Here is a 14,430-nt window from a genome sequence, read left to right as displayed (position 1 = left end):
GCTCGATCACCCAAAGATGCTCCGGTCTCCCGTCCGCCACCGCACCTGCCTTCATAGCAGAGTCGGCAAGAAACAAGTTACAAAGAGGCTGGGATCAACGCTGGCGACCTCCTCTCCCCTCGGGGAGAGGTCGGATTGCCCCGAATTGCCCTTCGCAATTCGGTTGGCAACCCGGGTGAGGGGGACCTTCCGTTTGCGGAACAGCGCACAAGAACTGCGGAAGTCCGAACACTCCCCTAGGGAAGCCCGCCCTATCATCCCGGAGGCAATGGCGTCCCGGCGATCGCATCCGTCCCCCGCGTTTGGCGATTGGCCGGGGCGCCCAACAACAGGGGAACGACGATGAAATTCATGTTGACCGGCAGATCATTGCATCCGCAGGCCGAGCCCGTCGCCGATGGCTTCAAGAAAGGCCAGATGAACCGGCGCGAATATCTCGCCACCATGGCTGCGCTCGGCGTCAGCGCTACCGGCGCGCTGGCGCTCGGCGGGCTTGCGCCGTCACCGGCCAGGGCCGAGGAGCCGAAGCGCGGCGGCATCTTGCGTGTCGCCATGAACGTCAAGGGCTGGAAGGATCCGCGCACCTTCGACGGCGTCGAGATGTCCAACGTCGCCCGCCAGTGCAACGAATATTTGGTGCGCTGGAAGCGCGACTTCACCTTCGAGCCATGGCTGCTCGAGAGCTGGGAAACCAGCGACGACGCCCGCGTGCTGACGCTGCATGTCCGCAAGGGCATCACCTGGTCGAACGGCGACACCTTCAACGCCGACGACGTGATCCACAATCTGACGCGCTGGTGCGATGCGTCCGTCGCCGGCAATTCGGTCGCCGCGCGCATGGGCGCACTGGTCAACGCCGATACCAAGAAGCCCGTCGACGGCGGCATCGAGCGCGTCGACGACGTCACCGTGCGGCTCAATTTGCCGAAGCCCGACATTTCGCTGATCGCCGGCATGGCCGACTACCCGGCGCTGATCATGCACCGCAGCTATGAAGGCGACGGCGATCCGCTGAAGGCATTGGCGATCACCACCGGGCCTTGCGAACTCGTGGCATGGGACGCCGAGGTCGGCGCCGAAGTCCGCCGCAAAGACAAGCCATGGTGGAAGGGCGAGTTCTACCTCGACGGCATCAAATGGGTGGACTACGGCTCCGACCCCAATGCGATGCTGTCGGCCTTCGAATCGGGCGAGATCGACACCGACCACGAAACCGCCTCCGACACGGTTGCGCAGACCGACTCCATGGGCCTGAGCAATTCGGAAATCGCCACCGGCTCGACCATCGTCGCGCGGTTCAATATCGGCAATCCGCCCTATGACGACATCAAGGTGCGCCGCGCCGCCCAGCTCGCCGTCGACAACGCCGCTGTGCTGAAGATCGGCATGGACAACCGCGGCAAGCCTGCCGAGAACCATCATGTCGGGCCGATGCATCCCGAATATGCCGATATCGGCCCGGCCGTCCGCAACATTGATCAAGCCAAGGCCCTGCTCGCCGAGGCCGGCAAGGCCGACCACGAATACGAACTCATCTCGGTCGACGTCGACTGGCAGAAGAGCACCGGCGACGCCATCGCCGCGCAGATGCGCGAGACCGGGCTGAAGATCAAGCGCACCGTGCTGCCGGCCGCGACCTTCTGGAACGACTGGAGCAAATATCCTTTCTCCTGCACGGAGTGGCTCGGCCGGCCGCTCGGCGTCCAGGTGCTGGCGCTCGCTTATAAGTCTGGCGCCGCATGGAACGAGAGCGCCTACGCCGATCCGGAATTCGACAGTCTGCTCGACAAGGCGCTGGCGATGCCCGATCCCGGCGCCCGCAAGGAGCTCATGGCCAAGATCGAACAGAATCTGCGCGATTCCGGCGTCATCATCCAGCCCTACTGGCGCTCGGTCTACCGCACCTACCGCAAGGGCGTGCATGGCTGCGAGCAGCACCAGTCGCTCGAGCAGCACTTCGAGAAGGTTTGGCTCGAGGCGTAGCCTTGCAGACGACCAATTGTCGGGGCCAGCGCCGCTCCTTCTTCCTTCTCCCCTTGTGGGAGAAGGTGGATTGGCGCGCAGCGCCAAGACGGTTGAGGGGTGCGGACGGAGTGCCGTCAGTATCAAGCTGGAACGCCTCTCATCCGGCCGCTTCGCGTCCACCTTCTCCCACAAGAAGGGAAGAAGGAAGAGCCACGCCAGGCCTTGAAATCTCCAGTCCAAGCCGCACCGTTTCCCGCACCAGCAGGTCCAGATCGTCGCGCCGGGTGCGGTGGTTGTTGATCGCCACCCTGAGGCTATGCTGGCCATGCACCGTCGTGTCGGAAATGGCGGCGATGCCTTCTTCCTGCAGCCTCAGCATGATCTCGGTATTGAGCGCTTTCAGGCGCTCCCCGCCCAGTCCGTCCGCGCGGTAGCGAAAGCAGACGATGTTGATGCTCACCGGCGCTACCAGTTCGAGTGCCGGTTCGGCCGCGATCAGCGCGCCGAGATAATGCCCTTGCGCGATGTTCTGGTCGATCAGCCGGCCGAACTTTTCGATGCCGTGCTCTCGCAACGCCATCCACACCTTCAGAGCGCGAAAGCCGCGCGTCGTCTGCAGGCCGTAATCGTGCAGCCATTGGCCGGAGGCCAGGCCGCGCGGCGTCGATTCCAGATATTCCGGCGTCACCACGAACGTGCCGCGATGCACGGTGGCATCCCGGATCAGCGCGCAGCCGACCTCGAATGGCGCGTGCAGCCATTTATGCGGATCGAGCGCGATCGAGTGGGCGTGCTCGATGCCGGCAACGCGATGCGAATTGTCCGGCGCAATCGCAAGCAAGGCGCCGATGCAGCCATCGACGTGAAACCACAGATCCTCTTTTGCCGCCAGATCAGCCAGCGCTTGCAGATCGTCGATTGCGCCGGTGTTCACCGTGCCGGCCGTACCGATTACGCAGGCTGGCTTGAAGCCGGCGTCGCGGTCCTCGGCGATCGCCGCCCGTAACGCAGCGATGTCGATCCGCAGCCCGGCATCGCTCGGGATGCGACGCAGCGCCCGGTTGCCGAGGCCGAGCACTTCCATCGCCTTGCGGTGACAGGAGTGAAGCTGGTCGGAGCCGTAGAAACGCAGCGGCTTGTCGATGCCGGCAACGCCGTGCTCGCGTATGTCGATGCCGGCCATGGCGTTGCGCGCTACGGTCAGCCCGATGATATTGGCCATCGAGCCGCCGCTGACCAGCGTGCCGCTGGCCGATTGCGGAAAGCCCATCATCTGCTTGCACCAGTCGACGACCTGGTTGTCCATCAGCGCGGCGGCATGGTTGCCGCCGCCGAGGTTGGAGCCCTGGATCGCCGCCAGGAAATCGCCGAGCGCGCCGGTGAAATTGCTCGAGCCCATATACCAGGACCAGAAGCGCGGATGGACGTTGCCCATCGGATAGGGCATCAAACTCCTGGTGACGTCGCCATAGATTTCTGCCAGCGGCGCCGGCGAACGCGGCAGCGGCGATGTGAAGAAGGTCCTCACATCAACCGGCATCTCCTGCCACACCGGACGCTCTCTGACATCGCGCAGGTAAGCGACGGCATCGTCGACGATCCGATGCGACAGGGCCTGCACGTCGGCCCAGTTCGAGGGGTCAAGCGTTTCCTCGGTGGCCGTGACGGCCAGTCCAGGCTTCGTGTCCATGCAGCCCGCTCCCGATGTGCCGCTGTCACGCCGGAAACTGGCAGCCGGGCGTCGACTGCGAAAGCGCAGTCTCCTCGGCGTCCATCTCCGCCTCGATGCCGTCGAACAGCGGTGTCGTCATGTAGCGTTCGCCAGTATCGGGCAGCATGCACAGGATCACCGAGCCGGACGCCGCCTTTTCCGCGATCTGCCGCGCCACCGCGAAGGTCGCTCCGCCGGAGATGCCGGTGAAAATCCCTTCCTTCTGCGCCAGCGCCTTGGCCCATTTCATGCCCTCGGGCCCGGCAATCGGCACCACCTCGTCATAGAGGCTTGCGTCTATCGCCTCCTGCAGCACGTCCGGAATGAAGTCGGGCGTCCAGCCCTGGATCGGATGCGGCTCGAACGCCGGATGGCTGGCGGCAGGCGCGCCGCCGGTGCCGCGCTGCTGCGGCTTGCCGCTGCCGATAAGCTGCGCATTGGCCGGTTCGGCGAGCACGATCCGGGTCTCCGGCCGCTCGCGGCGCAGCACGCGTCCGACGCCGGCGACGGTGCCGCCCGTGCCGTAGCCGGTGACGAAGCAGTCGAGCCGCGAGCCGGCGAAATCGTTGATGATCTCGCGCGCCGTCGTCGCTTCGTGAATGGCGGCGTTGGCCTTGGTTTCGAACTGGCGGGCCAGGAACCAGCCATTGGCTTCGGCGAGCTCCACCGCCTTCTTGTACATGCCGAAACCCTTCTGGGCGCGCGGCGTCAGCACCACCTTGGCGCCCAGCATGCGCATCAGCTTGCGGCGTTCGATAGAAAAGCTGTCGGCCATCGTCACCACCAGCGGATAGCCCTTCTGGGCGCAGACCATGGCAAGGCCGATGCCGGTGTTGCCGCTGGTCGCCTCGACCACGGTCTGGCCAGGCTTTAGAGCGCCGCTGCGCTCGCCTTCCTCGATGATGTTGAGCGCCAGCCGGTCCTTCACCGAGGCGGCGGGATTGAAGAACTCGGCCTTCACATAGATCGTGGCATGGTCCGGTCCGAGATTATTGATGCGGATCACCGGCGTATCGCCGACCGTGTCGAGAACGCTGTCAAACAGACGGCCGCGCCCGGCGGTGGTTCTGATTTTCTGTTGATGCAACATGTCGATCTCCTCGCTTTGTCGTTGTCTCTTGTCGTCACGGGCCGGTTACAGACCGGTGGCTTGGGCGGCGAGGTTTCGAGACCTTGCCGCGCTACATTTGCCTCCGGCAATGGCGGCATCCGGAGCGGGAATTCGCTGCCGGATGCACCGTGTCGCGTTTGGTGATAAAACAAAGGCCGACTGGCCAGCGTGGGAGCAGGCGTGGAAACTTACGTGGAATCCACCCGATCGAGCCTCGGCGGCGAGGTGGCCGGCTTTTCCGTGCGTCTGCTCGGACCCCTGACGATCGCACGCAACGGCATCATCATCCAGCTCCCAAAATCGCGCAAGCTGTGTGCGCTGCTCGCCTATCTGGCGCTGGCGCCGCATCCGGTCGGCCGCAGCCGCCTCTGCGAGCTTTTGTGGGATGTGCCGAACGACCCGCGCGGCGAGCTTCGCTGGTGCCTGAGCAAGCTTAGAGGCATCCTCGATGAACCGCATCGTCGCAGGGTCGAGACACCAGGCGACACGATCGCGCTTGATCTGAGAGGTGCTTCCGTCGACGCTGTCGACATAGCCTCGGCCGCCGCCAAGGGCGTTGAGACGCTCGGTCTAGAGCGGCTGCAGGCTCTTTCCGGAATGTTCGCCGGCGACTTTCTCGATGGGCTGGAGATCGACCGCAGCCCGCATTTCAACAGCTGGCTGATCGCTCAGCGCCGCCGCTTCGGCTCTTGGCACGCCGCAATCCTGGAACATCTCGTCAACAAGCTTCCGGTGGATGCCGACAGAATGTCTTCGCATCTGGACAAATGGCTGGAACTCGCTCCGTTCGACGGGCGCGCGCATGTGGCTCTTCTGAAAGGGCTGGCGCAGCGCGGCCAGTTTGACGCGTGCGAGGAACATCTCGCTTCCGCAGCGCAGCTGTTTGCTTCGGAGGATCTGGATTTCGGACCCGTTCGTGAGGCATGGCGCACGATCCGCAACGAACGACCTGCCGCTACGCTCTGGGCGCGACCGTCACTCGTACCCGCGGCCCCTCACGCGTCAATTGTGCTTCCCAATTCCGACACTGCTGCATCGCAGAAGGCTTCGCTTGCGGTGATGCCGTTTGCCGAAGAGACGGCTGACGGCGGTCCACGCGGAGGCATCGCCGATGGCCTGACCCACGATACCATCACCCGCCTGGCCAAGCTCAGGGATTTCTTCGTCATCGCGCGCGGTTCGGTGTTTGCGCTCGCCGAAAAAAACATTGGGCCGGAGGATGCCGGCCGTCGGCTCAATGTCGATTATGTCGCCACCGGCACGGTACGCAGCCAGGCCGGCCGCGTCACCGTCGCGGTCGAGCTGGTCGAAGTGCGCACGGCCAGGATCGTCTGGGCCGAGACGTTCGAGCGCAAGCCGAACGACATCTTTGCCGTGCTCGACGACATCGGCAACAGCATCGTCTCGTCGATCTCGGCCGAGATCGAGACGGTCGAGCGCAACCGCGCCATGTTGAAGGCGCCCAATTCGCTGAACGCCTGGGAAGCCTACCACCGCGGTCTCTGGCACATGTATCGCTTCACCCGCGCGGAAAACGAGCAGGCCCGGCATTTCTTCGACATAGCCTTGAAGCTCGATCCGACGTTCGCCCGCGCCTATGCCGGCCTCTCCTTCACCCATTGGCAAAATGCCTTCCAGCGCTGGGGCGACCGCGATCACGAAAGCGCCCTGGCCTTCGAGGCAGCCGGCCAGAGCCTGCTCGTCGACGATCACAATCCGGCCGCTCACTGGGCCATGGGGCGGGCGCTGTGGCTGCGCGGCGAGCAGGACGGCTCCCTCATCGAGCTGGAACGCGCCGTAGACCTCAGCCCGAATTTCGCGCTCGGCCACTATGCGTTATCTTTCGTCCATTCGCAGTCCGGCGACCCGCAGTCTGCGATCGGCTCATCCGACCATTCCAGGCATCTGAGCCCCTTCGATCCGCTGCTGTTCGGTATGTTGGGCGCCAGGGCGATGTCGCATGTCCGGCTCGGCCAGTTCGACGAAGCCGCCGAATGGGCGCTGAAGGCAGCCGCGCGTCCCAACGCCCACGCCATCATCCTGGCGATTGCTGCGCATTGCCTTGCTCTGGCGGGGCGGCTGGACGAGGCACGAAGTTTCGCCGCCGCGCTGCGCAAGACGCTGCCGAATTACTGCGCCGATGATTTCATCGGCACCTTCCGCTTCGAGCCGGCCGCCGAGGCCCTGTTCCGGCAAGGCGCTAAGCGGATCGGGCTGGGGTGAGGCAGGCGCGCGGTTTGCCAGGCTCTCCAAACCGCTCATCGCGGCTGGCCGCCCCAAACATCGTCATGTCTGCAGCCAGAGCGCATCGTCAGGTTGGTTGCGAATTCGTCGACCAGAGCGGATCAGACGGGCTCAACCGATTTGACGTTGCCGTCGGTATCCACGAGGCAGCTTGTCTTCTTGCCACTGGCATCGAGTTCGACCTGATAGGTCTTGGAATCGAGCTTGCTCGATGAAACCGGAAGTATCTTCGTGCTGTCGACACCGCTCGCCTTGGCGACCGCATTGGCGCAAAGCAGTTGAAGGTCCGCCGGGGCAGTCTCGACCTTGGTCCTGGACATCTGGTCCTGAGGAGGCGGCGGCGGCGCGCTGACGCAAGCGCTAACGGCTCCAGCCAGGAATCCGATTGCCGTCACCAGGATCGAAGTTCTCACTGCATCTTTTGCCGACATTGCTTGTCCCTCTCCGAATGCCGCTTCACACACCCTTGTAAAGTGCCGCCCCCTGCATGAGAACGATGACCTTGGCCCCAACCTTGACGCGGGATGCGAGATCGACGATGTCGTCGTTCCTCATACGGATGCACCCCGATGACACGTCGAGCCCGATCGTCCAGGGCTCCGGGGTGCCGTGTATCCCGGTAGATCGTGTCCTGGTCGCGCTCATAGAGATAGAGCCCTTGCGCCGAGCGGGTTGTCGGGCCCTCCCTCCATGCCTCCGGCGTATTTCACCGCCTTCGGATAGCGAGCGACCATTTCGGCCGGAGGTGTCCAGGTCGGCCACTCCGCCATGCGGCCGACGCGCACGATGCCGGCTCATCCAAACCCTTCCCGGCCCACGCCGACGCCGTAGCGCATGGCCCGCTGACCCGGCTGCACAAGATAGAGAAAGTGCTGGTTGCCATCGATAATGATCGTGCCTGGCACTTCCGCGGTGCGGAATTTGACCATCTGCGACGAAATGCCTCGGGCACCTCATTATGCGCGGCGTAGTATTTGCGCGCCTTGGTGCGATCGTAGTCCACCCATTTGTGGCTTTTCGGGTCGAAAACCTGTGTTCCCTCAGCCAGCGCCGCCACCGCGACAAGACCGAACGCCGCGGCGACGACTGCCGTGAGGGAGCGCCGCCGGACAGTGCCGCGTTCCGCGAACATAGGATTTCCGCTCATGGATTTGCCCACCCGTGCACCCGTGCGCCTTGTGCGGCAACCCATTGTTTGGCGTATTCGTAAGGATCCTGACGCTCTACCTGGAGCGCATAACTCATCTTGGTGATTTCCTCGGGCTTCAGCTCGACCCGTTCCAGGAACGCCACCACCTTCGGATATTTTTTGCGCAGCGAGGTGGCGTAGGCGATATGGAAATGTGCGGTATCCCATGATACCGGCGCGCTGGACTTCGAGACCCAGAGCGGGTCCTCTGACGGCAGTACGATCTTCCACTTTGCCGGATCAAAGGGCGGCTCGGTAAGCCGGACAATGTCGTGCAACTCAAAGACGTGGTGCGGCGCGTAGCAGGCAAACACCATCGGATGACCCCTGGCGACCGCGGCATCGACAGCCGCCATTCCGGCATCCTCGGGCGTCTCCAACAAGGTCATTGTCTTGGCATAACCATAGCTGTTGGCGCGGACGCGCTCGATAGCGGTTGAGGACCAACCCTCAGCGCCGATCCAGAGTTCGCCGCGTCCGTCGCCATCGGTATCCAACGCGGCCGTTTTCTTCGTATCGCTGAGAGCCGAAACATCGTGAATTCCAAATTTGTCGGCTGCTTCACGCGTCGCGCAAATGCCTTGCCAGGCCGGCACTCCAATGGGGCTGATGGCCACGGTGCCGGCCCCGTCCACATACTTCTTCACCAGATTATCCAGATTGGGCAGCCAGATTTCGGGATGAATATCCACCTCACCAGAATTGAGACCGGCAAAGGCAATAAGCGTCCCCATCTCGCGCACGTCGGCATCGAGCCCGAAATTTTCCTTCAGGCTGACCTTGAGGATATTTGCCGTCGCCTGGCCCGACGGCCACTTCGGCATTGCAATGACGAGATCAGCCGCGTGGACCGGGATGTTTAGCGCCAGCATCGTCAATGCCGCCAGCGACACTTTCCGCAGGCACTGCCGAAATCGGTTGTGCATCTCTTCCCCCTCGCTTCGGTGCTGAAATGAACCGGGACGGGAACAATCTGTCGCGGCAAGCACCGGACCCATCTTCTGACGGGCAACTGCTGAAGGTGCGGCAGTGCGTTCGCCAAAGAGAGCGCCTTCACGTGCCGCCCCTGCACGCTACCCGATGACAATCCGACTGGGAGGATGCTCACAACGCGGCCGCGGCGCCCCCACTGCGCCCCTATTTGGCACGCCGCAGCGTTGAAAAGGCGGGCAAAGGGGCGCGTTTCTTTCGGCCCTCGCAACGGTTGGCTGGGTTCGAAAAAATACCACAATAGATCGCGATTAGGGTGATCGTATAAGATGTGGTATCGTCGCGCCTTTTTTGTAGAGATGGGCGCAAAATTCACAACAACATAGAATATTACTTGCACTAACTCGGCTTAATGAGAGCAAAACTAAGGAAGCATTCCGGAATCTTGCTACTGATCACATTTTAGTATCTGCTAAGATAGTCCGTGCTGATTCCGAATTATTAAGCATTTGCAAAATTCAATCCTGCGATATTGGGATTTGTCCTTGTCATAGGCTGACTCGGATGCATTTCTTGGAAGCACAGCCGCGTCAGCGGATCGTTGAAACATGCTTGGGCGGACTGGGCACTAAGCATGGAGAGGAATATTGACAGTCGCTAATGCGGCGGCCCCCGCTGGGAGCGTTCCCTCCCACGTAAGAGATTACGGCAACCGTCGGCTAAGTCGTCGAATGCATCGCCCACATCCTGGCTTTCGTTTGATGGCTGGCGAAGCTTTGCCCTCCTCCGATTGGCGCCAGCCTTCGCGGCAAAAGCGAGGATCGCCGCCTGCAATGGCCTTCCGATATGGACGATGTCCGCCGCCAGCCAGTCGGAGGAATGAATCATGAAACTCGTAATCTGTGCGGCCTTGGCCACTGCTTTGATGGCGATCGTCGGTTGTACCACCGACGACTACGATGGTTGTCGCGGAAAGGGCTGCCTGGTTGATCGGTCCCATAAAGGGAGCCGGAAGATAGACGACCGGCCGCAGTTCGGCAGGAACGGCAATCCCAACTTCGATACCAGGGGCCGTTACATCGGCTGCCATGGGCTCGGATGTAAAGTCGACGATCCTGATGACGGGGATCAAAGTATCGACGACAGGCCGCAGTACGACAGAGAAGGCAATCCCAACTTCGATACGCAAGGCAACTACCAAGGCTGCCGCGGCATCGGCTGCGAGGTCGATACACCGGACGATGACAGTTCATCGAACGACGACAGTTCATCGGACGATGACGATTCCGATTAAGGGACTCGGGGGCGAACAAGGAGAAAGCCAATCATGTCTGAATTCAGCGGCCTGGTCCGGCGACATGCCAAAATCGTTATGGTCGGCCTTGCGGGGTTGGGAATGGCGCTGACGTCCGCTTTCGCTGCGAATAACGCCTGTGACGGTATAAAGGTCGAAGTGACGAAGGCGCGCAAGCAGGAATATGCCCCTCTCGTCGTCTCGGCGATGACCAATAAGTTCAAGCCCGCTCAGGCAAAGTTCTTCTCGATCATGGAGAGCGGCAGCTGGAGCGCCGCCTACGTCTCCACGCCGGTGAGCGACGACGGCGTGATGTTCTTCCAGACAGTCGATGGAAAGAAGCAGTTTCGCGACGTGTGGGGCGGCTATGCCGAGCCGTCGGAAAAACCTGAACTGGTATCCTGGGCGAAGAAGCTCGGAGCGCCGCAAGACCTGGCAAAGTGTTTTGCCGAGACAGTTACGGAACGACGGTGATGATCGCTTGAGATTGCCGCTCACCGTTGGTGCAGGGGGGAGAATGATTGGTGAGCGCTCCGGGGCGCCGGGGCTGTGAGATCGACTCCAATCATCAGCTGCAGGACGTGCAAAATGCAAACCGTTCGAAAATCCAGACTGATAATGCAGCTCGCCCGTGCATTGGCAACTTCAGTGAAAATGACGGCTCTTGTGAGTGTAGCTGTCCCGCACACGATCAATGTTGCGTATGCCAGCAAATATGATCTGCCGAAACCCTATGTTTCCCGGGCTCTTAACGCGGTTTTGATACCCATCAACCACGCCTCTCGGCACCGCTATCAGATCCCGCCCAAGCTTCGCGGGGTATATGTCTTGGCCGTTGCACCCCATGGCGTTGCCGCGCGGCAAGGCATCCGACCGGGTGACGTGCTTGCCACAGTGCGGCATCAACCGATTTCGACGCCGCGCGATGTCGATAGGTTCGTTTGGGCCGCCCTTGCCGCGAGTGCCACCAGTTTCCTGTTTGGCGTGAATCGCGGGACAGAAGTCGCAGATGTCGTCGAGGTCAACACCAACATCACCGTCAACAACTTCAACACCAACATCTCGGTCAACAATATCTCCCAATGGACGAGCGTCGACAATCGAGAGGAGTGGACGCAGATCGTCGATGAGTATGACGACGAGATGGAGACTGGCCTCAATGACACGAGCTATCGCGAGGACGACTCGCACCCTGGCGACGCCAATCCGGACGCAAATGTGTCTTCTCCCGATGCTGACGACGACGATTCCAGCACCGACACTGACGACAATAGCCCGGCCGACAGTCCCGACGACAACAGTTCCGATCAGGACGATTCGAGCGATCAGAACGACGATGAAAACTCAACGGACGGTGATGATGACAAGAACAGCACCGACACCGACGACGATAGCACGGATGACGATGCGTCGGATGACAGCACTGACAACAATGATTCCGATGATCAGGACGATTCCAGCGATCAGAATGACGATGACGACCCGTCGGCAGATGGTGAAGACGAAAACAGCACCGACAGTAATGACGATGCGTCGGATGACAGTAACGACGCTGACGGATCGGACGATGACGATGCCAATTAGCGGCCGACCGTGCCGGCAGTTCTAGACCGAGGACATCGATGAAAACCGCGATGCTGACCGCTGCCATCGTTCTGGCCATGCCGGCTTTCGCATTTGCCCAGGACAAGTGCAACGACGCCGCCAAGGATCAGTCCACCCCGAACGAGTGCGCCGATGCCGCGTCCAGGAAATCCGACAAGAAGCTCAACGAGCTTTACAAGCAGATCGAAACCCGGCTGAACGACGACGCGGATATCAGGACGCTTCTCGTTCAAGCACAGCGGGATTGGGTCAAATTTCGCGACGCAGAGTGCAGTTTCCAGACCGCAGGAGCGGCCGGAGAAAGCGCAATTCCAACGCTCATCGCGGAGTGCATGGACGGCCTGACGCAATCCCGTGTCAAAGATTTCGAGGGTTACCTGGAATGCAGGGAAGGCGATGCGAGCTGCCCCGTTCCGGCAGCGAACACATCACATGCCGTACCTGCCGTGGCCGAGGAGAACGGCCAGACCGGCCTTGCCCAGGCTGCCGACCCGATACCCATTCCATTGCAACATGTTGTTGGGCACCTCGGAACCGGCAGCGATGAAGTCATCTACCATAAACTCGGGATTGCGTTGGGCATCAATGGTGCCAAGCCTCGTCTGTTCGAATTCGACACCGGGTCGGATGAGTTCAACGCTGAGATCGATTCGAGTGTCCCTGGCGTAGAGCCGGTGCGCGGCAGCAAGCCCGAAATGTACCCCTATGGAAACGGCACCTATGGAGGTTGGGTACAACAGGCCCGGGTCAACAGCCTGTCGTATTACGATCCAGATGATCCCTCAGAGCCTGCCGTAACCTTTGACGGCGGCTTTAGCGTAGGTCGGGTGGTGGATTACGTCTTCACCAAGGATTTCGGCGACTTCGAGGATGCGAATGTGACGCAAAAGCCCGTGGGCCACCATGGCGATACGCCGGTTTATGCGGATCTTGATGCGCGCAAGAGCATGAAGAATGGCGAACCCGGTAACGAGGCGCCGTTTTACGGCGTCTTTGGAGCCGGCGATTTTATCGATAAGGGGGACCAGACCGCCGCTCCTGGCAGTCAGACGCAAAGCGGCTATGTGGTCTCCGCCAATGCAAATCTTGGAAAGAGGACGACACCGGGCTGCGCTCCCTGCCTGACGCTGAATTTGTCCCCCAGTCTGAGATCCCAGTTTACGGCCCTGATACCGTGGGGCGAACTGGATTACGAATTCCTCCAGAGACGATTCCCGCGATCAGGCGCGAATGCATCCAGTCAGTACGAAGGGTCTTACCGTTATAAAATTTCCTTTGATCATAAGGGAAAGAAGCAATCGGTTGATTTCAGTGGACCTGTTTTATTGGATACAGGAACGACAAGCTTCATTTATATTACAACAGAATCTAGTTTGAGTAAGCTTCAGTCGAGAGGACTTAATATTGCTGAATTCGGTGATGAGATAGTCGACTTCAAGTTTTTTGGATTCGATGATGGTATAAATAACCGTGAATATGATGATGTCGACATTCTCCGCCAAAGCGATGAGATGAAAGTCGGCGGTCTCATTCTCGGTCTGCCATTCTTCGAGTCCAATTCCATAATGAATGATCTGGAAAACAGGACGACCGCATATTCACCCTATTTTGTCAGCGCTGCTAACTTTACGACAGACGCGGCTGCCAAGGATCAAGTGCAGTTGAATCGCGCGACCAGCGATGCTGGAAGCAACGGATGGCTCGGACTGGCCGGCATCGTCTCCGGCGCCGGCGACTTCACGATCGAGAAGGACGCGGACGTGCGCATGACCGGGGCCAATACTTATACCGGCACAACCCATATCGCGGCCGATGGGTATCTTACCCTGGCCGGTCCGGCCAGCATCGAGCATTCATCGCGCGTCATGGTCGACGGTGTGCTCAACCTCGACCAGAAAGGAAACCACCTGAAGCCCTGGGGAGTGGCGCACTCCCTGAACGATACGGCCATTCGCACCCTTACCGGTAAAGGCGAGGTCTATCTGGGTGCGGGCAGATTGATCCTGACAGAAGCCGACGGGCAATTTGATGGAACCATCGCGAACTATGATGACGCCGGCGACAGCGGCGGCCTCGTTGTCGCCGGTGGCAAGCTGACGCTGAGCGGAAAGAACAAATATTCAGGCATGACCGAAGTGGCGTCTGGGGCGGAGTTGCGCGTGACCGGATTGTTGACTGGTGACGTTTCCGTCTCGGGACTGCTTGTCGTTGACGGAGAGGTCTCCGGCAAAGTCATGGTCAAGGAGGGCGGCACCCTGACCGGCTCAGGAAAGGTCGGCAACGTCACGGTCGCCGAAGGTGGCAAAGCTGATCCAATGAAAACCAGATAATCAGGCCATGGGCACGGCCGACCGTGGCAATGACGGATAGCTGAAGAGAAC

Annotated in this window: 12 protein-coding genes; 6 read left to right on the top strand and 6 right to left on the bottom strand. The window is 60.9% G+C overall.

The genetic code is table 11. The annotated features are described in order from the left end of the window. The first annotated feature begins 342 nt into the window (after window positions 1-342). Window positions 343-1,983 carry an ABC transporter substrate-binding protein gene (locus NKH16_RS29080; protein WP_352903136.1) on the top strand — a complete coding sequence of 547 codons (1,641 nt, stop codon included), beginning with the start codon at window positions 343-345 and terminating at the stop codon, window positions 1,981-1,983. 139 nt (window positions 1,984-2,122) lie between these two features. Here NKH16_RS29080 and NKH16_RS29075 read toward each other — a convergent pair whose 3' ends face one another. Further along, window positions 2,123-3,655: a pyridoxal phosphate-dependent decarboxylase family protein gene (locus NKH16_RS29075; RefSeq protein ID WP_352903134.1), complete on the bottom strand. Its 1,533-nt coding sequence runs from the start codon at window positions 3,653-3,655 to the stop codon at window positions 2,123-2,125. A 25-nt stretch (window positions 3,656-3,680) separates the two neighbouring features. Further along, on the bottom strand, window positions 3,681-4,766 hold the full coding sequence (locus tag NKH16_RS29070; RefSeq protein WP_352458183.1) for a PLP-dependent cysteine synthase family protein: 1,086 nt from the start codon (window positions 4,764-4,766) through the stop codon (window positions 3,681-3,683). A gap of 213 nt (window positions 4,767-4,979) precedes the next feature. Here NKH16_RS29070 and NKH16_RS29065 point away from each other — a divergent pair, with 213 nt between their 5' ends. Then, window positions 4,980-7,010 carry a transcriptional regulator gene (locus tag NKH16_RS29065; protein ID WP_352903131.1) on the top strand — a complete coding sequence of 677 codons (2,031 nt, stop codon included), beginning with the start codon at window positions 4,980-4,982 and terminating at the stop codon, window positions 7,008-7,010. A gap of 122 nt (window positions 7,011-7,132) precedes the next feature. Here the strand turns inward: NKH16_RS29065 and NKH16_RS29060 are convergent, their stop codons facing one another. The 4 genes from NKH16_RS29060 to NKH16_RS29045 all read right to left on the bottom strand — a co-directional run bounded on the left by NKH16_RS29060 (window position 7,133) and on the right by NKH16_RS29045 (window position 9,146). Further along, window positions 7,133-7,462 carry a hypothetical protein gene (locus NKH16_RS29060; protein ID WP_352787801.1) on the bottom strand — a complete coding sequence of 110 codons (330 nt, stop codon included), beginning with the start codon at window positions 7,460-7,462 and terminating at the stop codon, window positions 7,133-7,135. A gap of 25 nt (window positions 7,463-7,487) precedes the next feature. Then, window positions 7,488-7,829 carry a L,D-transpeptidase gene (locus NKH16_RS29055; protein ID WP_352903128.1) on the bottom strand — a complete coding sequence of 114 codons (342 nt, stop codon included), beginning with the start codon at window positions 7,827-7,829 and terminating at the stop codon, window positions 7,488-7,490. Next, window positions 7,826-7,960 (bottom strand): L,D-transpeptidase family protein, encoded by a 135-nt coding sequence (locus tag NKH16_RS29050; RefSeq protein WP_352903125.1) that lies wholly within the window; start codon window positions 7,958-7,960, stop codon window positions 7,826-7,828. Before NKH16_RS29050 ends, NKH16_RS29055 begins: the two co-directional genes overlap by 4 nt. 214 nt (window positions 7,961-8,174) lie before the next feature. Further along, a complete protein-coding gene (locus NKH16_RS29045; protein ID WP_352903122.1) occupies window positions 8,175-9,146 on the bottom strand; it encodes an ABC transporter substrate-binding protein in 972 nt (323 codons plus the stop codon). Window positions 9,147-10,036: 890 nt separating this feature from the next. On the opposite strand from NKH16_RS29045, the gene NKH16_RS29040 reads away from it, so the two are divergent. From NKH16_RS29040 to NKH16_RS29025, 4 genes are all read left to right on the top strand, one after another. Then, on the top strand, window positions 10,037-10,444 hold the full coding sequence (locus tag NKH16_RS29040) for a hypothetical protein (RefSeq protein ID WP_352903119.1): 408 nt from the start codon (window positions 10,037-10,039) through the stop codon (window positions 10,442-10,444). A 33-nt stretch (window positions 10,445-10,477) separates the two neighbouring features. Beyond that, a complete protein-coding gene (locus NKH16_RS29035; protein ID WP_352903116.1) occupies window positions 10,478-10,918 on the top strand; it encodes a hypothetical protein in 441 nt (146 codons plus the stop codon). Window positions 10,919-11,032: 114 nt separating this feature from the next. Continuing rightward, a complete protein-coding gene (locus NKH16_RS29030) occupies window positions 11,033-12,028 on the top strand; it encodes a Do family serine endopeptidase (RefSeq protein WP_352903113.1) in 996 nt (331 codons plus the stop codon). A 38-nt stretch (window positions 12,029-12,066) separates the two neighbouring features. Further along, a complete protein-coding gene (locus NKH16_RS29025) occupies window positions 12,067-14,379 on the top strand; it encodes a lysozyme inhibitor LprI family protein (RefSeq protein WP_352903110.1) in 2,313 nt (770 codons plus the stop codon). Window positions 14,380-14,430: the final 51 nt, after the last annotated feature.

It is taken from the genome of Mesorhizobium sp. M1307 (assembly GCF_040318155.1).
In the GTDB taxonomy this organism is placed as follows: domain Bacteria; phylum Pseudomonadota; class Alphaproteobacteria; order Rhizobiales; family Rhizobiaceae; genus Mesorhizobium.
This window is presented reverse-complemented; position numbering and strand designations above follow the sequence as displayed.